Annotated in this window: 27 protein-coding genes and 2 riboswitches; of the genes, 15 read left to right on the top strand and 12 right to left on the bottom strand. The window is 41.2% G+C overall.

The window, feature by feature from the left end; genetic code table 11:
* Positions 1–116: 116 nt before the first annotated feature.
* The 3 genes from pepT to R2B72_RS03240 form a co-directional block, all read right to left on the bottom strand.
* Positions 117–1,343 carry a peptidase T gene (pepT, locus tag R2B72_RS03230; RefSeq protein WP_318614780.1) on the bottom strand — a complete coding sequence of 409 codons (1,227 nt, stop codon included), beginning with the start codon at positions 1,341–1,343 and terminating at the stop codon, positions 117–119.
* A gap of 37 nt (positions 1,344–1,380) precedes the next feature.
* The gene (locus R2B72_RS03235; RefSeq protein WP_318614781.1) at positions 1,381–2,043 is read right to left on the bottom strand and encodes a lysoplasmalogenase; all 663 of its coding nucleotides are present in this window, start codon (positions 2,041–2,043) and stop codon (positions 1,381–1,383) included.
* A 143-nt stretch (positions 2,044–2,186) separates the two neighbouring features.
* The gene (locus tag R2B72_RS03240; RefSeq protein ID WP_318614782.1) at positions 2,187–2,408 is read right to left on the bottom strand and encodes a DUF2187 family protein; all 222 of its coding nucleotides are present in this window, start codon (positions 2,406–2,408) and stop codon (positions 2,187–2,189) included.
* 272 nt (positions 2,409–2,680) lie between these two features.
* Between R2B72_RS03240 and R2B72_RS03245 the strand changes: the two genes are divergently transcribed.
* A complete protein-coding gene (locus tag R2B72_RS03245) occupies positions 2,681–2,944 on the top strand; it encodes a metal-sensitive transcriptional regulator (protein ID WP_318614783.1) in 264 nt (87 codons plus the stop codon).
* 14 nt (positions 2,945–2,958) lie between these two features.
* Here the strand turns inward: R2B72_RS03245 and R2B72_RS03250 are convergent, their stop codons facing one another.
* Positions 2,959–3,585 (bottom strand): glycerol-3-phosphate acyltransferase, encoded by a 627-nt coding sequence (locus R2B72_RS03250; protein ID WP_318614784.1) that lies wholly within the window; start codon positions 3,583–3,585, stop codon positions 2,959–2,961.
* Between the two features lie 144 nt (positions 3,586–3,729).
* A riboswitch (SAM riboswitch) is annotated at positions 3,730–3,845 on the top strand.
* Between the two features lie 125 nt (positions 3,846–3,970).
* Here R2B72_RS03250 and R2B72_RS03255 point away from each other — a divergent pair.
* From R2B72_RS03255 to R2B72_RS03265, 3 genes are read left to right on the top strand one after another with little or no spacing between them, the layout of a single operon-like run.
* Positions 3,971–5,260 carry an O-acetylhomoserine aminocarboxypropyltransferase/cysteine synthase family protein gene (locus R2B72_RS03255; RefSeq protein WP_318614785.1) on the top strand — a complete coding sequence of 430 codons (1,290 nt, stop codon included), beginning with the start codon at positions 3,971–3,973 and terminating at the stop codon, positions 5,258–5,260.
* A 35-nt stretch (positions 5,261–5,295) separates the two neighbouring features.
* Positions 5,296–6,213, top strand: a complete 918-nt coding sequence (locus tag R2B72_RS03260; protein ID WP_318614786.1) for an alpha/beta fold hydrolase — start codon at positions 5,296–5,298, stop codon at positions 6,211–6,213.
* Positions 6,171–7,154, top strand: a complete 984-nt coding sequence (locus tag R2B72_RS03265; RefSeq protein WP_318614787.1) for a homoserine dehydrogenase — start codon at positions 6,171–6,173, stop codon at positions 7,152–7,154. Before R2B72_RS03260 ends, R2B72_RS03265 begins: the two co-directional genes overlap by 43 nt.
* Before the next feature lie 268 nt (positions 7,155–7,422).
* On the opposite strand, the gene R2B72_RS03270 is transcribed toward R2B72_RS03265, so the two are convergent.
* Positions 7,423–7,653: an excisionase family DNA-binding protein gene (locus R2B72_RS03270; protein WP_318614788.1), complete on the bottom strand. Its 231-nt coding sequence runs from the start codon at positions 7,651–7,653 to the stop codon at positions 7,423–7,425.
* 208 nt (positions 7,654–7,861) lie between these two features.
* Positions 7,862–8,344 carry a QueT transporter family protein gene (locus R2B72_RS03275; RefSeq protein ID WP_318614789.1) on the bottom strand — a complete coding sequence of 161 codons (483 nt, stop codon included), beginning with the start codon at positions 8,342–8,344 and terminating at the stop codon, positions 7,862–7,864.
* Between the two features lie 7 nt (positions 8,345–8,351).
* A riboswitch (PreQ1 riboswitch) is annotated at positions 8,352–8,397 on the bottom strand.
* Between the two features lie 232 nt (positions 8,398–8,629).
* Here R2B72_RS03275 and R2B72_RS03280 point away from each other — a divergent pair.
* The 5 genes from R2B72_RS03280 to R2B72_RS03300 all read left to right on the top strand — a co-directional run bounded on the left by R2B72_RS03280 (position 8,630) and on the right by R2B72_RS03300 (position 14,332).
* Positions 8,630–10,321: a peptide ABC transporter substrate-binding protein gene (locus R2B72_RS03280; protein ID WP_318614790.1), complete on the top strand. Its 1,692-nt coding sequence runs from the start codon at positions 8,630–8,632 to the stop codon at positions 10,319–10,321.
* 126 nt (positions 10,322–10,447) lie between these two features.
* Positions 10,448–11,386: an ABC transporter permease gene (locus R2B72_RS03285; protein ID WP_318614791.1), complete on the top strand. Its 939-nt coding sequence runs from the start codon at positions 10,448–10,450 to the stop codon at positions 11,384–11,386.
* Positions 11,383–12,306 (top strand): ABC transporter permease, encoded by a 924-nt coding sequence (locus tag R2B72_RS03290; protein ID WP_318614792.1) that lies wholly within the window; start codon positions 11,383–11,385, stop codon positions 12,304–12,306. The genes R2B72_RS03285 and R2B72_RS03290 overlap by 4 nt, the downstream gene beginning before the upstream one ends.
* A 12-nt stretch (positions 12,307–12,318) precedes the next feature.
* Complete coding sequence (locus tag R2B72_RS03295) at positions 12,319–13,347, top strand: ABC transporter ATP-binding protein (protein WP_318614793.1); 1,029 nt, start codon at positions 12,319–12,321, stop codon at positions 13,345–13,347.
* Positions 13,340–14,332, top strand: coding sequence for an oligopeptide/dipeptide ABC transporter ATP-binding protein (locus tag R2B72_RS03300; protein WP_318614794.1), 993 nt, complete (start codon positions 13,340–13,342; stop codon positions 14,330–14,332). The genes R2B72_RS03295 and R2B72_RS03300 overlap by 8 nt, the downstream gene beginning before the upstream one ends.
* A gap of 130 nt (positions 14,333–14,462) precedes the next feature.
* On the opposite strand, the gene R2B72_RS03305 is transcribed toward R2B72_RS03300, so the two are convergent.
* The gene (locus tag R2B72_RS03305) at positions 14,463–14,783 is read right to left on the bottom strand and encodes a helix-turn-helix domain-containing protein (protein WP_318614795.1); all 321 of its coding nucleotides are present in this window, start codon (positions 14,781–14,783) and stop codon (positions 14,463–14,465) included.
* A 351-nt stretch (positions 14,784–15,134) separates the two neighbouring features.
* Between R2B72_RS03305 and R2B72_RS03310 the strand changes: the two genes are divergently transcribed.
* Positions 15,135–16,406 carry an MFS transporter gene (locus R2B72_RS03310; RefSeq protein ID WP_318614796.1) on the top strand — a complete coding sequence of 424 codons (1,272 nt, stop codon included), beginning with the start codon at positions 15,135–15,137 and terminating at the stop codon, positions 16,404–16,406.
* A 117-nt stretch (positions 16,407–16,523) separates the two neighbouring features.
* On the opposite strand, the gene R2B72_RS03315 is transcribed toward R2B72_RS03310, so the two are convergent.
* Positions 16,524–16,856 (bottom strand): helix-turn-helix domain-containing protein, encoded by a 333-nt coding sequence (locus tag R2B72_RS03315; protein WP_318614797.1) that lies wholly within the window; start codon positions 16,854–16,856, stop codon positions 16,524–16,526.
* Between the two features lie 134 nt (positions 16,857–16,990).
* Here R2B72_RS03315 and R2B72_RS03320 point away from each other — a divergent pair, with 134 nt between their 5' ends.
* Together R2B72_RS03320 and R2B72_RS03325 are read left to right on the top strand one after the other, a co-directional pair.
* Positions 16,991–17,620, top strand: coding sequence for a nitroreductase family protein (locus R2B72_RS03320; protein WP_318614798.1), 630 nt, complete (start codon positions 16,991–16,993; stop codon positions 17,618–17,620).
* Positions 17,621–17,910: 290 nt separating this feature from the next.
* Positions 17,911–18,789: a DMT family transporter gene (locus tag R2B72_RS03325; protein WP_318614799.1), complete on the top strand. Its 879-nt coding sequence runs from the start codon at positions 17,911–17,913 to the stop codon at positions 18,787–18,789.
* Between the two features lie 12 nt (positions 18,790–18,801).
* Here the strand turns inward: R2B72_RS03325 and R2B72_RS03330 are convergent, their stop codons facing one another.
* Genes R2B72_RS03330 through R2B72_RS03340 form a run of 3 tightly spaced genes read right to left on the bottom strand, consistent with a single transcriptional unit; the run spans position 18,802 to position 21,183 of the window.
* Positions 18,802–19,695, bottom strand: coding sequence for a type II CAAX endopeptidase family protein (locus R2B72_RS03330; RefSeq protein WP_318614800.1), 894 nt, complete (start codon positions 19,693–19,695; stop codon positions 18,802–18,804).
* Between the two features lie 26 nt (positions 19,696–19,721).
* Positions 19,722–20,285: a hypothetical protein gene (locus R2B72_RS03335; RefSeq protein WP_318614802.1), complete on the bottom strand. Its 564-nt coding sequence runs from the start codon at positions 20,283–20,285 to the stop codon at positions 19,722–19,724.
* The gene (locus R2B72_RS03340; protein ID WP_318614804.1) at positions 20,278–21,183 is read right to left on the bottom strand and encodes a hypothetical protein; all 906 of its coding nucleotides are present in this window, start codon (positions 21,181–21,183) and stop codon (positions 20,278–20,280) included. The genes R2B72_RS03335 and R2B72_RS03340 overlap by 8 nt, the downstream gene beginning before the upstream one ends.
* Positions 21,184–21,358: 175 nt before the next feature.
* On the opposite strand from R2B72_RS03340, the gene R2B72_RS03345 reads away from it, so the two are divergent.
* From R2B72_RS03345 to R2B72_RS03355, 3 genes are read left to right on the top strand one after another with little or no spacing between them, the layout of a single operon-like run.
* Positions 21,359–22,048, top strand: coding sequence for a response regulator transcription factor (locus R2B72_RS03345; protein ID WP_318614806.1), 690 nt, complete (start codon positions 21,359–21,361; stop codon positions 22,046–22,048).
* Complete coding sequence (locus R2B72_RS03350) at positions 22,026–22,202, top strand: hypothetical protein (RefSeq protein WP_318614808.1); 177 nt, start codon at positions 22,026–22,028, stop codon at positions 22,200–22,202. Before R2B72_RS03345 ends, R2B72_RS03350 begins: the two co-directional genes overlap by 23 nt.
* 2 nt (positions 22,203–22,204) lie before the next feature.
* Positions 22,205–24,514, top strand: coding sequence for an MFS domain-containing histidine kinase (locus R2B72_RS03355; RefSeq protein WP_318614810.1), 2,310 nt, complete (start codon positions 22,205–22,207; stop codon positions 24,512–24,514).
* A gap of 42 nt (positions 24,515–24,556) precedes the next feature.
* Here R2B72_RS03355 and R2B72_RS03360 read toward each other — a convergent pair whose 3' ends face one another.
* Positions 24,557–25,207, bottom strand: coding sequence for a CPBP family intramembrane glutamic endopeptidase (locus tag R2B72_RS03360; RefSeq protein WP_318614812.1), 651 nt, complete (start codon positions 25,205–25,207; stop codon positions 24,557–24,559).
* Positions 25,208–25,321: the final 114 nt, after the last annotated feature.

Below are 25,321 nucleotides of genomic sequence, written 5' to 3' on the forward strand. Positions count from 1 at the left end.
AATTATTCGTCTGTGTGTCTGACACATGTACCTCTCACTTAGGTTGTCTTCCCGCTCCCTACAAAATTTGTGACGTCCGCTGGTGGCATATAACTTTAACTTGATTCAAGTTAAAGTTATGCGCGTTCTTCAAACAATTTTACGGCTTCTAGAATGACATGCGTCGCTTTGACCATATTATCGACAGAGATGAATTCATATTTACCGTGGTAGTTTTCTCCACCAGTGAAAATATTCGGCGTTGGCATCCCCATATAGGACAGCTGTGAGCCGTCAGTGCCACCACGTATAGGTATAATATTTGGCTCAATGTCGAGAGTTTTGAAAGCTTCGGCCATAATATCGACAATTTCCATGACGGGCTCAATTTTCTCGCCCATATTGAAATATTGGTCTTGAATTTCAAGTGTAACGGTGTGTTCACCGTATTCCTTTTTCAACGTATCAGCTGTTTCAATCATTAGCTGTTTTCTCGCTGCAAATGTTTCGCGGTCGAAGTAGCGGATAATATAGCTTAGCGTTGTTTCTTCCGTATCCCCGTTGACATTCATAAGATGAATAAACCCTTCGTAGCCATCTGTTTTCTCAGGAATTTCTTCTGCTGGCATGGCAGCTTGGAATTGATTGGCGATTAAGATGGAGTTGACCATTTTATCTTTAGCAGAACCAGGGTGAACACTGACGCCGTGGAAAGTAACTTTCGCACCAGCTGCATTAAAGCTCTCATATTGCAATTCACCAAGTGGTCCGCCATCCATTGTATAGGCAAATTTCGCCCCAAACTTTTCAACGTCAAATTTATGAGGACCGCGTCCAATTTCTTCATCAGGTGTAAAGGCAATACGCAGCTTGCCGTGCTTAATGTCTGGATTAGCAATCAAATATTCCATTGCTGTTATTATTTCAGCAATCCCTGCTTTGTTATCAGCTCCAAGAAGTGTTGTGCCATCCGTCATAATGAGTGTGTGGCCAACGTAATTCTTTAATTCAGGGAAATCGCTTACTTTCATTCTCGTGGTTTCATTTAGCTGGATATCGTTTCCGCAGTAAGCGTCTATACGCTGTGGTTGGACGTTTTTTCCTGTATAATCAGTCGCCGTATCGACATGTGCAAGAAACCCGATGACAGGTACATCGCGGTCTGTATTGGCAGGAAGTGTTGCAAACAAATAACCGTTTTCATCGAGTACGATGTCTTCCATTCCAATCGTTGTGAGTTCATTTTGTAGTTCGTGTAGAAGGTCCCATTGCCCGGGTGTTGAAGGTGTTGATGAACTAGTTGCATCTGATTGTGTGTCGATTTTGGCATAGCGTACAAGGCGTTCGATTAATATCTCTTTCATATCTGAAGATTCCTCCTAAATTGAAAATATCATACACCTATCTTATCAGATTGTTCCGGTTTACGGAATACTTGACGACACGGCTACCAATGCTCGCCGCAATGAATGCCTGAGCAGCATAATAAGACATCATGACAAGTGCATCACGGAATGGAATGGCGTAAATAAATCGGTCGATTGCAAGAACAGAATCTGAGAACATGAATAGCAGTGCGCCGATAATCGCCAGTGGCAAGCGTGTGCGAATCGCCATCCAGCCCATTGTTGTAATGACGCAAATATAGGCGATAATGGCAATGCCTAGCACAGTTTGTCCAGCCGTGAATTGCGATCCGGCTAGCCAAATAGCCATAGCTATCCCGTACAGAAGAAGCGGAATCGCCGCCCAAAGGGGCATTGGTTTGCGACTCATATGCCGGAAAGCAACAATGTAAAAAATATGTGCGATGAAAAATGTAATGAGCCCAATCATGAACCAATAGATGACGCCGTCTGCTATCATAGAGATAGAGAGTCCCAGTATAACAATCCGTTTATATGTACGAGAAAATAGTGTTCGGGTTGTCAATGCAAACAGAATGATGAGTGCCATTGGAATTAATTTCATGAAAATCTTGAATCCGACTGGATCTGATGGAATGAAGAAAATGTAGATGGCACCCATAATCGTAATGGCACCGAGTAATAGTTTTTGAATCATGGATTCAACCCCTTTCTTTTGTTACTTTCGGGAAATGGGAAAGAAAATCCTTCTTAGATTATAGATAACTCAGTTTACTCCCAAAGAAAAAACTGCCTGTTACCAGGAAAGTTCTCTGGTAACAGGCAGTCGATAAAAAATCGTCAGACGACTGAATAATTCTTATGTGCAACAACTGTAAGATTGGACGCAGCACCAATACGTTCGGCGTCTATTGATGAAATCTCAACAATCACAGAGTTCTCGAGAATTTTGAAAATAGTACCATTGACTTCATGGTCATTGCGGACAAACGAAATCTCTTCATCGATTTTGCGCGCTGCGACAAAATCCGATACATCTTTTTCCTTGCGTGGAAAAGCCATTCGAATTCCCCCTAGTGTTTATTTTCATCTTTGCCTTCTAAAAGTAAAAAAATGCTTAGGTCAAATCCTAAGCGAGGCGTAAAAGATGAAACACAACTCAAAAAAAATGATAGATCACAAGTTGTCTACTAACTAGTATACCATATTTTTACGGAATTTGCAGGAATACCGATTCTGACGGGATTTCTTACAGTGAAAGCAGAGGTCTTGACAGTATACCTGGCAGGGTATAACATCGGTGTGTGAAGCAAAAAAGAAAGGAGCGAACCATTATGGAATACGATGATAAAGTAAAGAATAGATTGAAACGCATTGAAGGGCAGATTAAAGGCATATTGAAAATGATGGATGACAAAAAAGATTGTAAAGATGTCATTACCCAACTATCTGCTTCAAGATCGGCAATTGACAGAACAATTGGCGTCATCGTTAGCTCTAATCTAATCGAGTGCATTCAGCAGCTTGACGAAAATGATGCAAGAACGCAAGAGGATATCGTCAAAGAAGCAGTAGATTTACTTGTAAAGAGTCGCTGAAACAGCGTACTCTTTTATTTTTTCTTTTTAAGCACTGTCAAAACTCGCTTCTCACTACCTTTTTTTATCCGCTGGAAGTTCTCAATATGCTTCCACACAGCTAGCATGAATAATATAGTTGCAATTACAGCAGGCCAGTAGCCCTCGGACCAAAATGCCAAGGTGAAGAATGTAACGTACAGCATCAAAACGCCAAATACTAAAAAATTAGTCGCAAGTGCAACGATAACCAACAAGGCAAATCCAACGAGCCCGAAGCGCCAATCGAGAGCGAGTAGCACGCCGATAACCGTCGCAGTTCCTTTGCCACCGTTGAACTGCATGTAAAACGGGAAGTTATGACCAATGACTGTTGCAGCACCTGCCAAGAATAGTAGCAATGAGACATGTTCTGCCGGTAATTCCGCGTTTGCTACAAAAAAGTGTACGAGTAGTACAGTCAATACACCTTTTCCAATATCAATTGCGGCAACAAGCGCACCGAACTTTTTCCCCAACACAATCGCAGCATTCGAAGCACCCGCATTCTTGACCCCAGTTTCTTTTAAATTAACCCCAGAAATCTTCTGGGCAACAACCGAGCCGTGCAAACATCCAATTGCATATCCGCAAAGAAGCACACCTATAACCCACAACCACATACCAATTCCCCCAAATTAGTGATTCATCCATTATAACATGATAGAGTAAACCTAAGTTTCAGAAAATAAATTCAATAAACACTTGACATTGTATTAAGAATTCACCTATACTACTTCACAAGATAGAAAACTAAATCAATCAAACTCTTATCAAGAGCGGCGGAGGGACTAGGCCCTGCGATGCCCGGCAACCGGCAAGTGACTAACTTGCACAGGTGCTACTTCCTACAGATTCGTGCAAACGGTCTGAAAGATAAGAGGAGGAATAAGCGAAAGCGTAACCCTCTTCTTAGCGTTAAGCGAAGGGGGTTATTTTTTAATTTCTAAAACATCCCCAACGCCTCTGTACACAATAGCCATCTAAAAAATATTGGAGGTAATGACAATGACAAAACTTCAACCCGAAACACTTCTTCTACACGGTGGCCAAGAGCCGGATCCAGTAACAGGTTCACGTGCAGTGCCAATTCACAGAACAACTTCTTTCGTATTTCGTGACACGGAACATGCACAAAATTTGTTTGCTTTGAAGGAAGCGGGCAATATCTATTCTCGTATTATGAATCCAACTGTCGATGTTTTTGAAAAGCGTGTTGCTTTATTGGAAGGTGGAACGGCAGCAGTTGCATTATCTTCAGGAATGGCGGCTATTGCGTTTTCGATTTTAAATATCGCAGGTGCTGGGGATGAAATCGTAGCTGCAAGTAATTTGTACGGTGGTACTTATAATTTATTCGCGGTATCATTGCTACGCTATGGTATCCATGTGAAGTTTGTGGATGCGACGGACCCTGAAAACTTCCGCGCAGCCATTACAGATAAAACAAAGGCGATTTTTGCTGAGACAATTGGTAACCCAAGTCTTCATGTGCTTGATATTGAAGCAGTCGCGAACATCGCGCATGACAATGGGCTTCCATTACTTATTGACAATACATTCCCATCACCGTATGGTTCGAACCCTATTGAATTTGGGGCAGACGTTGTTATTCATTCCGCAACAAAATGGATTGGTGGACACGGGACATCCATCGGCGGTGTCGTGATTGATGCTGGGAAATTTGATTGGACACAAGGAAGGTTCCCTGATTTCACCGAGCCAGATGAAACGTATCATGGTATTCGTTATGGTATCGATGCGGCGGGTGCAGCATTTGCAACAAAGTTACGCGTTCAAGCGCTACGTGATTTTGGACCATGCTTAAGCCCAGACAATGCATTTGCTTTCTTACAAGGACTTGAAACATTACATTTACGTGTAGAAAAGCATAATGCCAACGCACTTAAAGTAGCTGATTATTTAGAGCAGCATCCGTCAGTAGAGTGGGTGACGTATACAGGTCTTGAAAATCATCCTTCAGCTGACAATGCGAAAAAGTATTTGAAAAACGGCTTTGGATCGATTATCGTATTTGGTATTAAAGGTGGACGTGAAGCGGGACGTAATTTGATTGATAATGTTAACATTTGGTCGCATGTTGCGAACGTTGGGGACGCGAAATCACTCATTATTCACCCAGCTTCAACGACACATCAGCAACTTTCGGCTGAAGATCTTGAAAATGCAGGCGTAAAAGAAGAATTGATTCGTCTATCTGTTGGTTTGGAAGCGATAGAAGATATTATTGCGGACCTTGCACAGGCCATTGATAAGGCGGTTCCAGTTAAAGTATAAAAATATCCGTTAAAAAAAGTAGGAGCGTGATGAGCATGGGGACAGGAATTGTGAACATTGGCAGCTTACGATTGGAGTCGGGCATTCTGTTAGAGAATGTCCAGCTAGCCTATGAAAGAATAGGTAGACCAGAGGCACAAACTGTCCTTGTTTGTCACGCGCTGACGGGAAATCAAGAAACCGTAGGGACAGATAAAAATCCAGGTTGGTGGAGTGGTCTTGTAGGTCGAGGGAAAAGTGTCGATATCAATCAATTCTCCGTCATCTCTTTTAACGTTCTTGGAGGATGTGATGGATCAACGGGTCCGTTATCTATTAATCCATCCACTGGCGAATCATATGGCAGTTTGTTTCCAGAAGTGACGATTCGTGATATGGTACATGCGGAGCGTAAGGCGCTAACGGTATTAGGCATTGATCGACTGCGTGCAGTTATCGGTGCATCTCTTGGAGGCATGCGGGTACTGGAATGGGGTATCTTGTATGCAGATGATATGGATGTACTCGTACCGATTGCCGTTACACCGACACTAAGTGCGTATGGGGTTGGTTTGCATGCAATCGGCAGTGATACTGGCTTCAGCAACGACGATTATACAGGGGGACCCCCCACTTTAGTAAAACATTTTGATCCGATTAGTTATTACGCATTGCTCTGTGCTATGAATACCCATGATATCGGTCGTGGACGGGGAGGCATTGAGAAAGCAGCGCGCCAAATAACAGCAAAGGTCCTTGCATTCGCATTCACCGATGATTTCATTTATCCAATAGAAGAGATTCGGGCATTTGCACATCTTGTTGACAACTCCAATTATATTTTAGTCAATACAGCATACGGGCATGATGGATTTTTAACGGAGTTTGACAAATGGGGACTTATTATTAAGCAATTCTTGGAGGTGGCGGTATGCCGTCAATCAAAGTCGCTATACTCGGTTTCGGCACTGTAGGCGAAGGGGTTTACAGGATTTTGAATGAAAGAAAGGAAGACATTCAGCAAGAAACGGGTCACACAATTGATATCGTATCGATTCTTGTACGTGATACGGCAAAAAAGCGCCTAGTGACACCAGGAACAAAGATTACAAATGATATCCAAGAGATTTTATCAGATCCGGATATCGACGTCATTTTTGAAGCGATTGTCGGAGAAGAACCCGCGTATAGCTATCTAGTAGAAGCAATCGAAAAAGGCTGTCACGTCATTACGGCGAATAAAATGATGTTCGCCAAACGTGGGTCAGCATTAGTAAAGCATGCAGAAGCCCATGGTGTTCAAGTACGCTATGAAGCAACTACAGCAGGCGGCGTACCAATTATCCGGACGATTATGAGCTTATTGCCAGCAGATCGTGTACGACGCATTCGAGGAATTTTGAATGGCACATCGAATTTTATCTTGACGAAAATGCGAGAGGAAGAGATTCCATTCCAAGCCGCATTGTATGAAGCGCAGCAATTAGGCTATGCAGAAGCAGATTCAACGGATGATGTCAGTGGCAAAGATGCGTTCCGAAAACTGATGATTTTGAGTGCATTGGCATTCGGGCGTCAGCCGGATTGGCAGGACGTACCGATTGTTGGCATCGACGGCGTAACGACTGAAGCTGTGCAAGATGCATCGAAAGGGAAATTACGTTATCGCCATGTTGCCGAAATTTGCATTGATGAAAATGGAGTACTGCGGGGTAGTGTAGGTCCTGTACTAATTGGTTCTGATCATCCACTACACGGTGTTGATGGCATAGACAACGCAATTATTGTAGACACCGATCACCTCGGCTCGCTGACACTTATCGGTCCGGGAGCAGGGATGTATCCAACGGGCAGTGCGATGGTTGGCGACTTTTTGCAGATTATCGGCAAACGCGAACCAGCTGTTATATCATAAGTTGAACATAAAACAAACCGCCAAGGGATAATCCTCCTTTGGCGGTTTGTTTTATGTTGTGAAATCAATTGAAAACTTATCGATCAATCACAAGCGGTTAACGATCAATTCGAAGTCATTAACGATCAATTGCTAAAGGTTATCGATCATTTGGAGAAACTTATCGATCAATTGGGTAGAGTTATCGTCATTTCAGGACCTTTGACTTATCCGATTTACGAAGCTCCCTGCTGTTTGAACACAGCAATACTGTCGGACAAGTACGTTGTCAGTCTTCATCCTTGATATCACGATCTGGAGGAAGTGGTTCATTGCGCCAGTCATCGATTTGCTGTTTTAACGCTTCAAGCTGCTCAAAATAAAGACCAAATTGGGCTTTATTAATCAAAAACTGCTCGCCGTCATGAACGGAGCGAATCCGACCTTCCAGCACATATTTCTGGATTTGTATGACAGGCATACCTAAGTGTTCGGCTGCTTCTTCGATAGTTATATACATGGAGCATCTCCTTAAAAAATCCCCTCTACCTCAAGTGCGAACAGTGAAATAGAGAGGATATTCAAATACGCCTCGGCGTATTTGCGTCCAGATTTTGAATTGAGCTTGAGGTCTACAGAGAGGAAGGATTGAACTGCATCCTTCCTTGTAGGTCATGCAGACGTCGCTAACTTTATTCAGTAGGGATTTATATCCTACTGAATAAAGTTTAGATAAGTTTTTCGAAGTTTAGTCGTTTATTTAACGCAAGCATGATCGGAACCCCGATGATCATCACAACAAATTCACCGACTGCAACGGTTAACCATGTGAATAAGAACGGCAATTCCAAAGCAAGATTTAGTTCAAATGCAATGATACACATTAAAAATGTGAACACGGCTGTATTGAAAAACATCCGCTTGACGATTCCACTAATAAATTTCGCAGAGAAAATCGTAATCGTCAACGCGATGAGCGATTGACCTACTCCAAAAACCAAGTCGTACAATCCAAGTGGTGAAAATAAATTCGCTACAAAAACACCGAGTACAATAGCGAAAATGAATTTCTTATTAAAGACAACGAGATGGTTGAACATCTCCGATATACGGAATTGCACATTTGTGAATCCGAATGGTGCTACTAGTAAAGTGACGGCAACATACAAAGCAGCGATAATCCCGCTGGTTGCCAACGTTTTGACTTTCATTATTTAATTCCTCCTAGTTTTTTTGCGTGGGATGGTTGATGAACCACGTGGCGAAAAGCCTGCATAACAGCATATCACAGTCTTTTTACTTTGTATATGTTTCAAACGCATACCTACTAGAGGTGTAGCTTCGCCACTTCAACCTTTTTAAAGAAGTATTGCCCGCGAATCAAAGAATATTTCTAGTCTAGTAATATTCATTGGACTATCAGCAATATAATGACTTGTACTACGAGAGAAGAAATCCAGTTTACTGGAACAAGAAAAAATATGAGGGGGTTCATTATGAAGTCGAAAAGATGGTACTTGCTTTTAGCTTTAGTGTTTGTGATGAGTTTATTACTAGCTGCTTGTAATGGAGGAAAAAAAGGGGTTAGCAAAGAAAAGGAAGAACCGGCTAAAACAGAAAATACCGAAGCTACTACTGAAGAAACAAAAAAGGTAGAAGAACCAACGCCAGCCCGAGAACAGAAACTAAATGTAAACATTAAGACAGAGCCACCTTCTTTGCACCCGGGTCTTGCGACAGATACAACTTCTGGTGCGGTATTAAATCAAACATTTGAAGGCTTAATGCGTGTGAACCAACAAGGGAAAGTAGAAGAAGCGATGGCTGAAAAGGTTGAAATGTCTGAAGACGGATTGACGTACACATTCAAAATTCGTCCAAATGCAAAATGGTCAAATGGTGATTCGGTAACAGCGAAAGACTTTGAGTATGCATGGAAATGGGTACTGGATCCAGCAAATGCTGAAACAGATTACGCTTACCAAATGTATATGATTAAAGGTGCGGAAGCTGCCAAAGAACAAGGCGGTTCGCTAGATGAGATAGGTATTAAAGTAGTGGATGATCAAACATTGGTCGTCGAGTTGGAACAGCCAACAGCTTACTTCCTTGAATTGACAGCGTTCTATACGTTCTTTCCTGTCAATCATCAAGTAGTGGATGCAAATAAAGATTGGGCACATGATGTATCGGCGAATTATGTAACGAACGGCCCATTTTTGATGGACACATGGAAACATAAAGACATTATTGTCTTAAAGAAAAACCCTGATTACTGGGATGCAGATACAGTTAAACTTGAAACGATTACGATGCTCATGATTGCAGATGAAAACACAGCAAAACAAATGTATGACCAAGGAGAATTGGATTGGTTAGGTTCACCAACAGATTCCATTCCTTTGGCAGCAATTCCGGCATACAAAAATGATGGTTCATTGAATATTTCTACACTTGCTGGCGTGTATTACTATGCATTTAACACAAAAGAAGCGCCATTTACAAACGCAAATATTCGTAAAGCATTTGCAATGGCCATCAACCGTGAAGGCATTGTCACGAATATTACGCAAGCCGCACAACAACCGGCGATGGCATTGGTACCACCTTCTATCTTTGCAGAGAATGCAAAAGGCTACTTTAATGATAATGATGCAGAAGAAGCGAAGAAATACTTGGCAAAGGGATTGGAAGAGCTAGGATTAAAGGAATTACCACCCGTTAAACTTTCTTATAACACAAGTGAAGCACATGGTGCCATCGCACAAGCCGTACAAGATATGTGGAAAGAGAACCTTGGCGTCAGTGTAGAGCTCCACAATGAGGAGTGGGCTGTCTATCTTGATTCTATGGGAGCGGGCAACTTCCAAGTTGGTCGTATGGGGTGGCTTGCGGACTTCAATGATGCCATCAACTTCTTAGAGATTTTCGAAACTGTTGGTGGAAACAACTATACCAACTGGGAAAATGGCGATTATCAAGCATTGTTAAAACAATCAAGAGTCGAAACAGATCCGGCTGCTCGTGAAGAATTGTTACGTAAAGCGGAAGCAATCTTTATGGAGGATCTACCGATATCACCTGTCTACTATTACACTAACGTATGGGCGAATAAAGAGTATGTTAAAAATGTTGAAGTATCACCACTTGGTCTAGTTCAGTACAAATGGGGATATATCGAGGAGTAAGTAGTACTAGAAGGATTTTCATAGGATGTATAGGGGTGATTTGTTGTCACCCCTCTTTTTGGTACACACATAAGGAAGTTATCCCACTGAGCGAATGTTCACAATGGATTACGGAGGTGTTATCAGATGGTTAGATACTTATTGAAGAAATTCGGTTATATATTGCTGTCGCTCTTTTTCATTGTCACGATTACGTTTGCACTTATGCAATTAGCTCCAGGAGGACCGTTTACATCTGAACGGAAAACGTCTCCAGCGATTGAAGCGCAAATGAAAGAAGCGTATGGGCTGAATGATCCCATGCATGAGCAATACGTTAAATACTTAGTGAATGCTGCTACATTAGATTTTGGCCCTTCTTTTAAATATGAAGGACAGCAAGTGACGGATATTATAAAAAGAAGTTTTCCCTACTCGCTTATTTTAGGGCTAGAAGCCATTTTTATTGCCCTAGCATTTGGCGTGTTGTTTGGTGCGATCGCTGCTGTTAAGCATAATAAGTCCGGCGATTATGTGGTCATGGTCATCGCGATTTTGGGCATTTCAGTACCGAGTTTTATCATGGCTACCATTTTACAGTTTATATTCTCGATTAAATTGGAAGCATTACCAATTGCTCGATTTGAATCATTTGCCCATACAATATTACCTGCAGTTGCTTTGGCGACAACCCCTCTTGCTTTTATCGCACGGTTAATGCGTTCAAGTATGCTCGAAGTGTTAAATGCAGATTATATTAAAACCGCAAAATCAAAAGGTTTATCCCAAAGTATTGTCATTTATAAACATGCGTTGCGCAATGCGATATTACCAGTCGTGTCCTACTTGGGGCCATTAGTTGCCGGGATTCTAACAGGTAGTTTTATCATTGAAAAAATATTTGCCATTCCTGGTTTGGGCAATGAATTTGTTGTCAGTATTACCAATCGGGATTATACCGTTATCATGGGAACTACTGTATTTTTTAGCGCCCTTTTACTCGTTTCCATTTTGGTAGTCGATCTTATTTACGGGTTGATTGATCCTCGGATAAAAATAGGCGGAAAGGGGGCTAAACAATCATGACACGGGTGCAACTGGAAAAATCTGATTTTGAACCATTGGAAATAGATCATGCAGAAGCAGAGAAAATTGTGGGCCGAAGTACGTCTTATTGGAAGGATGCTTGGCGTCGATTCAGAAAAAACAAACTAGCCGTTTTAGGGGTCATTGTGATTGTTCTGTTAGCGATTATGGCTTTTATTGGCACACCTATTTCAGGAGAAAGCTATGATAAAACAAATTTGATGAATGCCAACAAATCTCCAACACTCGACCATTGGTTTGGAACGGATAATCTTGGACGGGATGTATTTGCGAGAACTTGGTACGGTGCGAAGATATCATTATTTATCGGCCTGATGGCTTCGTTAATCGATTTAGTCATAGGTGTTATTTGGGGAGCGATTGCAGGATTTTTCGGCGGTAAAGTTGATGAATATCTCATGCGTATTGCAGATATTTTGTATGCTGTACCCTATTTGTTAGTTGTTATATTGTTAATGGTTGTTATGCCAAAGGGACTGTGGACGATGATTATTGCGATGACGATTACTGGTTGGATTAGTATGGCAAGGATTGTACGTGGGCAAGTTATGCAATTGAAAGCTGAGGAATATATATTGGCCTCTAGTTCTCTTGGAGCGAGTAATTTTAGGCTGTTATTCAAGCACTTAATTCCTAATACGTTAGGGCCAATCCTTGTCACATTAACATTGACAATCCCAACTGCGATATTTACGGAGGCATTTTTAAGTTATCTAGGTCTGGGTGTGCCTGCACCCCAAGCGAGTTGGGGGACGATGTCAAATGATGCTCTATCTGCGTTTCAGTACTATCCATACCAACTCTTTTTCCCGGCATTTTTCATCTGTTTGACGATTCTTGCCTTTAATGTCATTGGAGATGGGTTAAGAGATGCATTGGATCCAAAAGAACGTAAATAAGGGGGCATACATGTGAAAAAGCTATTAGAAGTCAACGATTTAGCTGTGTCGTTTGAAACATATGGCGCAGATGTACAAGCAATCCGCGGTATTTCTTTTGAATTAAATGAAAAAGAAACATTGGCGATTGTTGGTGAGTCGGGATCTGGTAAAAGTGTTACAGCCTATTCCATTATGCGTTTAATTCCTATGCCTCCTGGTAAATATGTGAGGGGTTCCATTCTTTTTAACGGAGAAGATTTAACAAAGAAATCGGAAAGGCAAATGCAAGATATTCGTGGCAAAGAGATTAGTATGGTTTTCCAAGATCCGATGACTTCCATCAATCCTACGATGACGGTAGGGAGTCAAATTGCGGAAGGACTTATCAAACACCAAAATATGTCGAAAAAGGAAGCCAAACAACGAAGCTTGGAACTATTGAAACTTGTGGGAATTCCGAATGCGGAAAAAAGAATCAATCAATATCCCCACCAATATTCAGGTGGTATGCGGCAACGGGCAATGATAGCGATTGCTTTAGCATGTAACCCTAAAATCCTAATTGCTGATGAACCAACGACAGCACTTGACGTCACGATTCAAGCACAGATCTTGACATTAATGAGAGATTTGCAGGAGAAAACAGGGACAGCAATTATTCTCATTACACATGATCTCGGTGTGGTAGCCAATACGGCAAATCGGGTTGCTGTCATGTATGGCGGGAAAATTGTTGAAACGGGTGATGTCGAAGAAATATTTTATAATCCTAGACATCCTTACACATGGGGATTGTTAGGTTCTATGCCAAGGTTGGATAGCAAGGGGAAAGAGTTGCAAGTCATTCCTGGCTCACCGCCGAATTTAGCTGATCCACCCGAGGGCTGCCCTTTTGTAACAAGATGCCCGTATGCGATGAAAGTATGTAAAAATCAAATGCCGGCGTATACAAGTTTATCAGAAACACAAAAAACAGCTTGCTGGTTATTAGATGAGCGTTCTCCGAAAGTGGACATGCCAGAATCTGCGGTTGTTGGAGGTGTGAAAACTCATGAATAAAGACCGGAAGAAGCTAGTGGAAATTAAAGACTTACAAAAGTACTTCAAAGTTGATCGTACTAGTGTGTTAAAAGCAGTAGATGGACTTACTTTTGATATTTATCAAGGGGAAACATTTGGTCTTGTCGGAGAATCGGGATGTGGGAAGTCGACAGCTGGACGTACCATTATGCGACTCTATGATGCCAGTGGGGGTGAAGTGAAATTTCAAGGTGAGGATGTTCATGCGGAAAAGTCGAAAAAAGAATTAAAGAAATTTAACCGCAGTATGCAAATGATTTTTCAAGACCCATATGCTTCCTTAAATCCAAGGATGACGGTAAAAGATATTATTGCAGAGGGTCTTGATATTCATGGATTAACAAAAAGCAAAAGTGAGCGTTTAGCACGTGTCAATGAATTGCTTGAAACCGTAGGGCTAACTAGTGAACATGGTAATAGATATCCGCATGAGTTTAGTGGCGGTCAGCGTCAACGAATTGGTATTGCACGTGCTTTGGCAGTAGATCCTGAATTCATTGTTGCGGATGAACCGATTTCCGCGCTAGACGTGTCCATTCAGGCGCAAGTCGTCAATTTATTAAAAAAGCTTCAGAATGAGCGAGGCTTAACTTATTTGTTCATCGCGCATGATTTGTCCATGGTTAAACATATTAGTGATCGTGTGGGTGTGATGTATTTGGGGAGCATGGCTGAAATTGCACCGAGTGACGAACTGTACGAAGAACCTTTACATCCTTATACACAGGCATTGTTAAGTGCAATACCCATAGTAGATCCTAAAGTAGAGCGGACTCGTGACAGAATCCTCATTGAAGGCGACATACCAAGTCCTATCAATCCGCCAAGTGGGTGTCGATTTAGAACGAGATGCCCATTTACCATGGATGTATGTAGCGAAATAGAACCAACATTTCAGGAGTATACGAAAGATCATTGGGTGGCGTGTCATCTGTACGATGATGAATACAAGGCAATATCGTAAGCGAGAATAAGCCTTGTTTTACGAAAGTGAGATACGTGAAGTAATGAGGATTATAGCGTAAATAAAAAACCTTCAACCTCTCGGGGATTGAAGGTTTTTGGTAATCCATTTAATTCTTCTTATCTGGAAGTCACAGCCATTTTTTAGCCCAAGATTCGACGGCTTGAAGAGCGATTCCTAAATCATTGCCCTTTTTAGTGAGAGAATACTCTATCCTAACGGGGCGATCTGGAATAACGTTTCGTATGACAATCCCGCTATCTTCAAGTTCTTTCATGCGCTCCGTTAGTACACGTTTACTTAAATCGGGTATAAAAGTATGTATTTCACTAAATCTTTTTGGTTCCCTCATCAACGTATAGACGATTAAACCTACCCACTTCTTTCCTGTGAAGTGATAGCACTCTTCTACTTTGTTGCAAATTTTGTTAGTACTGTCTTGTGAAGTCATTATGAACGCCTCCTTATAATCGAGGTAACAATTAATAACCTAGTAATATTTTATGTTAATTTATTTTATCATACAATTCCTACTAAATAAAGTTTTTGTGGGTTTTTACATAATGAATGTCATCGTATTGACACAAGTAGATAGATGCGTTATTGTGGTTACGGAAAGTAACCAATGAATGAAATGTCACTCTATTTAGTTTCTTTTGAGGGAGGGCATTCACCTATGAAGTATGTGACCTTCAAAGACCATTCTATTTAATAGCTGGATAGGTCGGCAGTTACATTGATAAGAGTCATTTCTAGGACAAGTATAGAGATTATGAGGAATACAAAGAAAAGAGGACACATCATGAGCAACAACAGGAAAAAGGTTCACTACGCTTGGTGGGTACTTTTGGGACTAGTCATTATGGTTGGCTTCGCAAAAGGGGGCGTTATGACTGCGGGTGGATTGTTTTTAACACCTGTTACAGAGGATCTTGGTATTGGAATAGGAAGCTTATCCTTATACTTTGGTATTTCCTCTATTGTTACAATGATTTTCCTCCCAATTGCGGGTAAAATGATTGCGAAGTACAATATTCGTATGTTATTAGTGGTTAGTATAATTTTAGAAGCAGGGTCATTTGCCATGTTTGGATTCATGAATTCAGTATGGGGTTGGTACTTGTTCGCCGTTCCTATGGCAATTGGTTCGACATTTGTTACACAAATAGCAGGTCCAGTGCTGATTAATAATTGGTTTAAAAAGCATAACGGCTTGGCAATAGGGATTATGGTGGCTTCTGGTGGTGCATTTGGAGCCATTCTTCAACCGATGGCGGGTAACTTAATCGCCAGTGAAGGGTGGAGAAGCACCTATATGATTTTAGGTGTCATCGTCATGGCGGTTGTTATTCCAGTCGTTTTATTAACACTTAGAATGTCCCCGAAACAAAAAGGCTTACAGCCATATGGCGTGAGTGAAGTTGAAAAAACGGATAAGACCTCTACTCAAACAACTACAGATATAAATAAAGGCGTTACAGCTGCGGTGGCCAAAAAATCTGGTGCATTTTACGCATTACTCATTTTCTTCTTCTTTATCACGTCGATTAGTGCTTTCGGACAACATGTTGCGCCCTTTGCAATGGGATTAGGTTACGATATCACGTTTGCGGGTAATGCAATGGGCGGCTGGCAGCTGGGTGTGTTAGTCGGAGCGTTAACCTTTGGTATATTAAGTGATAAGATTGGCGCGAAAAATACAGCAATTTTTGCTATGCTTTTGGGGTTAGTTCCAGTTGGAATTCTGATTCTAGTTCCTGAAAAAACGATGATGTTTAGGCTCGCTATCGGCATCTACGGTTTTGTAGTGGCATCACTAGGCACATTAGGACCACTTCTGACAACAGCGATTTTTGGTAATAAAGAATACAGTCAAATCTATGCTTCTGCTGTTATTGGATTAGCAATCGCGGGGGTTGTTGCTATACCGGGCTATGGTTACGTATTTGAACTAACGGGAAGCTATACATTTGCGTTATATGCGATTGCTTGTATGCTAATCATGAATGTAATAGCGATTGTTCTAGCTTTTAGAGGTAAAAAGAAACTAGAAAAAGCAGGATTATGGAAATAAATACTTTGTGTATTCGCCTTACCTATACTTAAAACGAACGAGCTATTCCGATTCAAGGGAATAGCTCGTTTTTCATGGTTCATTTATTTGGTAAGCTGTTTTATTTAACCTACAAGATTACAGATTTGGCCGTTGTTCTACCCAGTTTCGAATAGCAATAAGAACGTCCTTTAAGGCCATGCCACTTGGCGTTAGTTCGTATTCGACTTTCTTGGTGGAAGAGTCAAGCTGTTTTTTAGTCACAAGTCCTTCTTTGACTAATTCATTCAGTCGTTCTGTTAGCAGTCGATCTGAGATCCCTGGAATGCTTTCGACGATTTCATGAAAACGCTTTGGTCCTGACATCAATGTATAAATAATAATCCCCGTCCACCTTTTGCCGATAAATTCGATGGTATCGTGGAAATTGTTGCAAATATTTGGTGTTACACAATTATGAGGTTGGTCCATTCATCAAACCTCCATTCTATTTCCTCTTGCCTCCATCTTATCATGAAGCATTAGGGTTGACATTATAAACTTACTAATGGTAAGTTGTAGTTAATGACTTACTAATAGTAAGTTGATGAAGAGGAGGAAATAATATGACTACAACAGTGGATTCAAGTTTATATAGTATTATGAAGGCAAGAAAATCAGTGAGGGTGTTCGATCCAAATGCTACCATCACGAAAGAAGAAATTGCAGAAATGTTGGAGCTGGCGACAATCGCTCCTTCATCGAGTAACCTACAATCTTGGAGGTTTCTAGTGATTCAGGACGCGGCAGTGAAGAAGGAACTAAAGGCAATTGCCAACAATCAGGCTCAAGCTGAGGAAGCATCTGCTGTCATTGCGATTTTAGGCGATGTCGATGCTTATAAGAAAGTGGAACAAATCTATACACAAAACGTTGCGGAAGGGCATATGGATGAGTCGATTAAAGATCGTACCATTGCGAATACACATGCAGTCTATCCAAGTTTTCCAAGAGAGGTCAGAATGAATGTCGCTTCCTTTGATGCAGGACTTGTTTCCATGCAACTGATGTTGATTGCTAAAGAAAAAGGCTATGATACTGTAACTATGGGCGGTTTTGATAAAGCGAAATTCGCTGAGAGATTCGATCTTCCAGAGAACGTATTCCCGATTGTACTCATTGCTTTAGGGAAAGCAGCTGCTCCGGCATATGGCTCTTCACGCTTACCTCTAGGTGAGATTGCAGATTTTATTTAAGAAAAATTCTTGGGGCTGTCCAAAAGTCAGGTTTCACTGATCTTTTGGACAGCCCCAATTTTGTAATCTTCGACAAGCATCACTGGAAACTTATCGATCAATTGCCGGGTGTTATCGATCAATTGGAAAGAGTTATCGTCATTTTAGGACCTTTTGCCCGTCGTATTGGTGAAGACTTCTACTTGCTTTAAGATGCAACACACGGAGTTAACATCCTTTTCTTCATCGTTACCATGTTCATCTATTCAATGAATATGGTATCTTCTATACATAGGAAAGGGGGGATTGTTGTGTCACAGCGTATTTCATATGTAGTTGTCCTATTCGGAGCCATCCTTTGGGGAACAACAGGCACTGCACAGACGTTTATGCCGCAAACGATTCATCCGTTGGCGGTAGGGGCGTCGAGACTTGCAGTGGGTGGATTTTCATTGCTCATACTTCTACTTGTATTGCGTAAAATCGATTTCCGACATTGGCCGTGGAAATCTACATTATATGCAGCTATTTCGATGGCGGTTTTCCAGTATTTATTCTTTTCATCGGTTCGATTAACCGGAGTGGCCATTGGAACAGTTGTCACAATTGGGAGTGCGCCCGTTTTTTCAGGCATTATTGAATGGTTATTAGTAAAGCGTCGTCCAACAAGGGTATGGTTGATTGCGACAGCACTTGCCATTATCGGCTGCGCACTGCTCTTTTTACATAAAGATGGCATCGCCGTCAATCCAATTGGTGTTGCTATGTCATTGGGAGCAGGGCTGTTGTTTGCTTTCTATACGCTCGTTAATAAAGACGTACTCGCCAAGGCAGATGCCGTGCCCGCCGTTGCGGTTATCTTTTCGATGAGTGCACTCATGCTGATGCCATTTTTGTTTGTATTCGAAACGGAAGGTTTGCTGACAGTGCGTGGGATTTCGGCCGTGCTATATCTAGGGATTGCGACGACGAGCATTGCATACATTTTGTTCTCCGCAGGATTAAAACGTATTCCGTCGTCGTCGGCAGTTACGCTGTCACTTGCAGAACCATTGACTGCAGCTATTTTGAGTGTGCTTGTGGTTGGTGAGCAGTTGAATATGACATCTTGGATAGGGGTTGCGCTGTTACTTGGTGGGATACTTGTTTTAACGTTGGGTGGAAGAAAGAAAAATAGACAGGAAGCGTAATTAGCTTCCTGTCTATTTGTAATGCCGCCATTTGGCATAAAGGCTTGTGGCAATAAAACCTGCCAAGATAAGCGCGGTCGCTGGAATACCACCTTCCAAACCAAACGCACCACCTGTTAACCAATCACGTCCTTCAGCTACTTCCACACCATAAATACCATTGGGAGTGGTCCCACTTACCGCAAATCCAAAGACATTCCCTTGAAAGTAGTTCCATGTAATATGATAGCCAATTGGTAGCCACAGACTTTTTGTAACACCAAACATATAGGCGAATAAAATTCCGACCAACGCAATATTGACTAATCCTATAATACTTACATTTGGATTTGCCATATGTGCAAGGCTGAAAATCACGGCAGATACCAAGTAGATTACCCACTTTTTATTCCCCCGAGAGGCCATTGTGGACATGACATAGCCCCTAAAGAACATTTCCTCGGAGACGCCAACGAGAATAAACAGGATTAAAAAGGTGATTGTATACTGCGAAAATTGAGGGTTGGACCATGAATTGATAAGCGTTACATTGGAAGTCGCCATCAATACAATAAAAATCACAGTGATGGATAATGCTCCTAGAAAGAGCCCGAACCATAAATCGTTCAAAGAACCTCTAAAGCCGAGTTGTTTCATGGTTCCTTTATTCATAAAACGCCATAACAAGAACGTAATTAGAATTGCGCCAGCTGTCCCGCCGCCTTGCATCAATAGGAAAATCCAGGGATGTGTGTCGAGGGCAGTGAGTATGTCTTGAGAATCGGATACTCCACTAAAAGGTGCTTCTGTGAAAATCAATAGAAAAATACCAGGAAGTGAAAATAGTTGTTGAACAATTAGCATGGCTGCAAAAGTTAGTAAAATAAGCCAGCCAGCTCTTACATGACCCGATTGGTTTTTAAACATTTTAGCCCTCCAATTAATGAATGATTTTATGCGAAAAAGTCATGATTCTGGGCTGTTTGATGCGGTTCCGCACGCCGAATAGCTCCCAGTAGTAGAAGAAATGCGATATCCATAATAAAGGTGCCTATGGCGAGGGCAGCCACGAAAGTAAGCCAAGGGTATTCGGGCATGTTCATAGAGAAGGACATAAGTAAAAGTGACGCTAGATGGACAGCGATATAAAATGAATAGACATTTTTCGTTCGATGTATGAGTGCTTGATTAGCATAGTCGTTGACGATGCTTTTTAGAATGGTAAATAGAAAATAAGCGATGATTAGTTTAAGGAAAAATAACAATACCGAATAACTTTCCCACATCCCGAGATTAGGTACTGAGAGATTAACAAAAACAGCTGGAATCGAAATGACAGCACCAATCATCGCTACCATTCTTGCTTTTTTAGCCTGGGGGTATTGTTGGAGTAGTTGCAAACATCCTGAAGCAATTAGCAAATAACCAATTGGATCCGCAAGCCAATCAATGCCAATTTGGATACGGAAAAAGATGAAGAAATATCCCCAGAACAGGTATCGCAATGCTTTATTCATCAGTATCCTCCTTTGTTCTTGACTTGATAAATTCAGTGACATCCTTTTTCTCTAAGTAAGGCTGAGTGCCAATTCTATTTGTTGTGTAAAAAGCTTTGCCTGATTCCGTTGTACCGGCAATATAGGTGTCCATATACAAAACCTTTGTACGATTTGTAGAGAATTTGCTGTGAATACTGAGTGTGTCACCTTCATTTAAATATATCGGAAAAGAAACATCCTGCACATTTAACCCTGGTATGTCGTTCCATTCATTGTCCATCGGTTCTTGAAATGTCAGATCTGCTGCCCTAGAATCGAATGGATTTTTTGGTGTATGAATCTTAATAAAGAAATCATCCTGCAAATCATCTTGGAATGAATGTCCGACTGCTTCGATTGTAAGTGGTTCAATTGCCTGATAAAGGTCTTGGTATAAGTTATTGTTACTGCTACTTGAAAAATTTTGTTCAAGCGGGGATTTATCCGTATTCATCGGTCGGGTAATAATATGACCAATCGGTGCGGTGATGACTCTGCCATCTGAAAAAACAACATCCATTTCTGTTGTTTCATAATCCAATTGGTCTCCATAAGGGTTGTAAAATGTCACATTCACGCTTCGTAACACGTAACGACCGAAGTCCTGGTAATTATAAATTTGATGACTCCCGTTACCGCCATAAGATGGTTCTGGGTAAGCTCTAAGATCACCGGCGTTCATGGAGCTAATAACCGATGTGTCATTTTTATTCGTCAAGTAGAAAAAACTCACATATAGATTATCCTGATATGTCATGTCGATATAATGATCCAAGAAAATAGGTTCATCTAGCTGTTTTGAATAGGCGTATATAGAATTAGCAATCCAACTTATCCCTATTAAACCTAATGCAATCCAAAAAAATCGTCCTTTCATGAAATATTCCCCCTTCCATTCGTTCAAGTATACCAAATGGATAATATATCCACCAACTTGACTATTTGGCTTAAAAATACCATCTTAAGAATTTCTTCATAATTACACTGGGTGAATGTTAAGATTTGGTTGTTACAATTGGTATCATAGAGTTTAGAAAAGCGAGGTGCGGATGATGGCGAAGTTCAAAGTGCTTGTGGCGGATGACGATCAGGATATCCGTGATGGGATAGAAATTTATTTGAAAAATGATGGCTATGATGTTCTAAAGGCTGCGGATGGGCTGGAGGCGCTTGAATTGCTAGAGGCCAATGAAGTTCATCTACTTATATTAGATATTATGATGCCGAACATGGATGGCATTACAGCGACATTTAAAATCCGGGAAGCGCGCAATATCCCGATTATTATGCTGAGTGCAAAGGCGGAGGATTCCGATAAGATTCACGGCTTATCTGTCGGTGCGGATGATTATGTGACGAAGCCTTTTCACCCAATGGAGTTGATGGCGCGGGTTAAATCGCAGTTGCGTCGTTATGTTCAACTTGGTACGTATGATGGGCAGAAAACGATTGAGGTTGATGGACTAGTATTGGATGAAGAAGCAAAGGAAATCACCCTCGATGGCAATCCAGTGAAACTAACGCCAATCGAATTCAAAATTACAGAGCTACTCATGAAAAATGTCGGACGTGTCTTTTCTATTCATGAAATCTATGAACGCGTTTGGAATGAGGAGGCGTACAATGCGGAAAATATTGTGGCAGTCCACATTCGTAAAATTCGTGAAAAAATCGAAGCGGATCCAAAAAATCCGAGGTACGTAAAGGTGGTGTGGGGTATTGGTTACAAAATCGAAAAATGATTACACAATTGTTTGGTCAATCGTTGCGCTTGTCATTGCGGCACTAAGTATTGGCTATTGTTTCTCCCACATCATTGACTTGGTTGGGAATGGTATAGAACGTTCGCGTAGAGCAATTGCTTACCTCACGCGGCTGATGAAAGGGAGTGTGTGACGGTGAAAAACAATCATAGTTTGAAAATAATTGTTTGGACTTCATTAGTAGCTGTATTTTTAATGTCTTTATTATCATTTATTCAAGAAAGCCCTCGGCATATTGGTAAAAATTATGTTGATATAAGTGATTTTAAATGGGAGATGTGGCGCTTTTATGAAAATATAGGGGTAGCGGTTTTGAATCCTCCTGATATAGAAGCGGAGAAAAGACGAATTACAGTGACTCGTTCTGAAATTGAAGAGCATCGCAATTATTATGGCACACTTTCCGAGCAGATTGGCAATATTGAAGAGCAATATGTAGAACAAATTGCTGATGCGGAAGCTGCGAAGAGTGAAAAACTGAAACTGAAATTGGTGGCAGAACGTGATGCGAAAATCGAGGACATTCGAAAAAACTTTGAATCGGACGCATATGTAGAGGCGAAGGTTCGTGCGAGTAAAGAGAAACAGTTAGAAGAACAGCTGCAGCAATATATTCAAAATGCTAAGGAAAGGCTTAGCTTTCCTGTCAGTTATGAACTAACGGACATCGAAACAGGAGAAATATTTAAATCAGGAAATGTCGATGCAGCGGCCTATTATAAAAAAACTTTCAATGCGAAGGAAGGCTATTTACGGGCAGAGTCAAATTGGGACAGCAACTATAATATTCATGATTATCCGCCGGAGAGTTATGAGATAAGTGCTTCAATATTTAAGAATAGAGTTGCGACTGAAGTTAAGCAAGAAGAAATTGCTGTGGAGCATAATCAGCGGGAAACGGTGACTGCCTCAGAGAACAAGACAGATGCTGCTTTGGAGCCAAGTCAGCCACAAGCGGTGAAGAATTTTGAAGGAACGGTCGTCGTGCCAAAAGACGTATTAATGGAAAGTTCACTTGGTAGCGATATAGCCCAATATAACAAAGAAAAGCTAGCTGTTTATATTTTATGGGGACTTGGTGTACTTTCCTTAGTAGCTTTGTTGACAGTTATACGTTTCAACAAAGAATGGGTGACAATGAGCCGTTTTACAGCGCGTTATCATGAGTTAAAGTTGGACTTGAAAGTCGCTTTATTAATTCTTTCATGTGGTGTAGTTCTGATTTTCGTGAGTAGTATACCATATCAATATATAAGGCTTGTTGTTCAGTATCATATCTCAGATGGAGTTCTGTTAGTAGGTATGTTTGGCATATTGTTAGGCTTCCTATGGGCAATGGTATTTCAACTCGTTCTCTTGGTTGAAAATGCGAAGATTAAAGGGAAGTTGGAGCAAGAGATTAAGGACAGTTATAGTGCGAAGTTCGTACTAGTTTGGCAAGGCATGTTTTTGAATCGGAAGATTGGTACGCAAATGCTCATTCTACTTATTGGTTTTTTCCTTGCGGGAATAGGGTTGTTTGGTGTTGCGCTGTATCCACCGTTAATACTCTTTTATGCTCCACTTGCTTTGTTTGTGGGACTGCCATTCATTTATATTTTTGTGAGCAGAACAGCATATTTGAATCAAATTATGGAGTCTACGAAAGCAATGGCAGAAGGGCGATTGCATAAGGAAATTGTTATTGAAGGAAAATCCCCATTGGCAGAGCATGCCAAGAATTTGAATAATCTCCGTGAAGGTGTTCGTAATTCAATGAGTGAACAGGCGAAAAGTGAACGCTTGAAAACAGAATTGATTACCAATGTTAGTCATGATCTTCGGACACCATTGACATCAATTATTACGTACACGGATTTATTGAAAAATGAAGACCTGACGGCGGAAGAACGTACAAAATATGTCGATGTATTGGATAAAAAATCACAGCGGTTGAAGACGTTAATTGAGGATTTATTTGAAGTATCGAAAATGGCGAGCGGTAACTTGGAGTTGCAGCGACAGCGTGTGGATTTGACGCAATTACTGCAACAAGCGCTTGCGGAGCACGAAGAAGAAATTTCAAAAACGGGATTGGATTTCAGGGTCAGTATGCCTGACTCTGCGCTTGTAGCTTATGTGGATGGCAAACGTTGGTGGCGCGTACTCGATAACTTAATTGTCAACGCCATAAAGTATACGTTGCCCGGTACACGCGTTTACATTACATTGCGCAAAGTAGAAGATCGTGCTGAATTCGTTGTGAAAAATGTGACGAAGTATGAACTCGGTGAAAATACGGATGAGTTATTTGAGCGGTTCAAACGGGCAGATACATCGCGTCATACAGATGGTTCAGGGCTCGGCTTGGCTATCGCGCAATCCATCGTCGATTTGCATAATGGCAATATGACAATCGAAGTGGATGGCGATTTGTTTAAAGTGACTGTGACCGTAGCGGCTTGATGAATAAAATAAGAAAGCTGTGCGCAAATGCGTACAGTTTTTTTAATAAAAGTAAAGCATATAGACACCAACGAGCAGTACACCGATATCCGCAAACATATGAATGGTCCATGAAGGTAAAATGGTTTGACTGCGCTCATTAGCCAGTTGAAAAATGATGCCGCCTATCCACAGCCCAGTGACGGCGAGCATAAGAAGTGGCGGGCTAAACCATGGTAGGAAAATGGCGATATGGTAAATAGCAAAGAACAAGGATGGCAAAATAAAACGAAGACGCGATTTTACGAAAAGAGTTGGCAATAAGCCTCGAAAGAAAAACTCCTCCAACAGAGAATTGCAAAATAGGATATAAAGAGCGATAAACGGGAATACTGTTGGTGTAATACCTGCATCCGCAAGGTCGATAACAAGTGCATCAATATCGATAAATGGCAGTAAAATGATGAATGCCCCGATGATAATGCCCATAATGGCTAGACCCGAACCAATTGCAATTTTCATACTTTTATTATCGGTTTGACGTAGACGTAGGAATGAAAATCCGTTCTTTCCGAATAGGATAAATGGGATGACCAAGAAAAGGATGGCCTTCGCCATTGTTTTCCACAGGTAGGCAACTTCTAATCCTTGTTCAATCCAAATAAGGATGGTGATGCTTATAAGAGGTAATGCAGAGCCGATGAACTTGTTCAAAAAATCACCTCCAAAGTTTATTATAAGACGTTATGGGGTATAGGAAGTTTCAAGAATTTTTGAAAAGGGGTTTAATTTCATCCATTTAGAGGAATAGAATAAAAGGGAATTGGC

The sequence above is a fragment of the Sporosarcina sp. YIM B06819 genome, from assembly GCF_033485175.1.
Classification (GTDB): domain Bacteria; phylum Bacillota; class Bacilli; order Bacillales_A; family Planococcaceae; genus Sporosarcina.

Bases quoted from the DNA above. Each gene is read 5' to 3' on its own strand.
- R2B72_RS03265 (WP_318614787.1), top strand. From the start codon at position 6,171: ATGCCGTCAATCAAAGTCGCTATACTCGGTTTCGGCACTGTAGGCGAA.
- R2B72_RS03330 (WP_318614800.1), bottom strand. From the start codon at position 19,695: ATGTTTAAAAACCAATCGGGTCATGTAAGAGCTGGCTGGCTTATTTTA.
- R2B72_RS03290 (WP_318614792.1), top strand. From the start codon at position 11,383: ATGACACGGGTGCAACTGGAAAAATCTGATTTTGAACCATTGGAAATA.
- R2B72_RS03255 (WP_318614785.1), top strand. From the start codon at position 3,971: ATGACAAAACTTCAACCCGAAACACTTCTTCTACACGGTGGCCAAGAG.
- R2B72_RS03260 (WP_318614786.1), top strand. From the start codon at position 5,296: ATGGGGACAGGAATTGTGAACATTGGCAGCTTACGATTGGAGTCGGGC.
- R2B72_RS03270 (WP_318614788.1), bottom strand. From the start codon at position 7,653: ATGTATATAACTATCGAAGAAGCAGCCGAACACTTAGGTATGCCTGTC.
- R2B72_RS03285 (WP_318614791.1), top strand. From the start codon at position 10,448: ATGGTTAGATACTTATTGAAGAAATTCGGTTATATATTGCTGTCGCTC.
- R2B72_RS03300 (WP_318614794.1), top strand. From the start codon at position 13,340: ATGAATAAAGACCGGAAGAAGCTAGTGGAAATTAAAGACTTACAAAAG.
- R2B72_RS03240 (WP_318614782.1), bottom strand. From the start codon at position 2,408: ATGGCTTTTCCACGCAAGGAAAAAGATGTATCGGATTTTGTCGCAGCG.
- R2B72_RS03305 (WP_318614795.1), bottom strand. From the start codon at position 14,783: ATGACTTCACAAGACAGTACTAACAAAATTTGCAACAAAGTAGAAGAG.
- R2B72_RS03320 (WP_318614798.1), top strand. From the start codon at position 16,991: ATGACTACAACAGTGGATTCAAGTTTATATAGTATTATGAAGGCAAGA.
- pepT (WP_318614780.1), bottom strand. From the start codon at position 1,343: ATGAAAGAGATATTAATCGAACGCCTTGTACGCTATGCCAAAATCGAC.
- R2B72_RS03310 (WP_318614796.1), top strand. From the start codon at position 15,135: ATGAGCAACAACAGGAAAAAGGTTCACTACGCTTGGTGGGTACTTTTG.
- R2B72_RS03245 (WP_318614783.1), top strand. From the start codon at position 2,681: ATGGAATACGATGATAAAGTAAAGAATAGATTGAAACGCATTGAAGGG.
- R2B72_RS03280 (WP_318614790.1), top strand. From the start codon at position 8,630: ATGAAGTCGAAAAGATGGTACTTGCTTTTAGCTTTAGTGTTTGTGATG.
- R2B72_RS03275 (WP_318614789.1), bottom strand. From the start codon at position 8,344: ATGAAAGTCAAAACGTTGGCAACCAGCGGGATTATCGCTGCTTTGTAT.
- R2B72_RS03315 (WP_318614797.1), bottom strand. From the start codon at position 16,856: ATGGACCAACCTCATAATTGTGTAACACCAAATATTTGCAACAATTTC.
- R2B72_RS03345 (WP_318614806.1), top strand. From the start codon at position 21,359: ATGGCGAAGTTCAAAGTGCTTGTGGCGGATGACGATCAGGATATCCGT.
- R2B72_RS03340 (WP_318614804.1), bottom strand. From the start codon at position 21,183: ATGAAAGGACGATTTTTTTGGATTGCATTAGGTTTAATAGGGATAAGT.
- R2B72_RS03250 (WP_318614784.1), bottom strand. From the start codon at position 3,585: ATGTGGTTGTGGGTTATAGGTGTGCTTCTTTGCGGATATGCAATTGGA.
- R2B72_RS03335 (WP_318614802.1), bottom strand. From the start codon at position 20,285: ATGAATAAAGCATTGCGATACCTGTTCTGGGGATATTTCTTCATCTTT.
- R2B72_RS03235 (WP_318614781.1), bottom strand. From the start codon at position 2,043: ATGATTCAAAAACTATTACTCGGTGCCATTACGATTATGGGTGCCATC.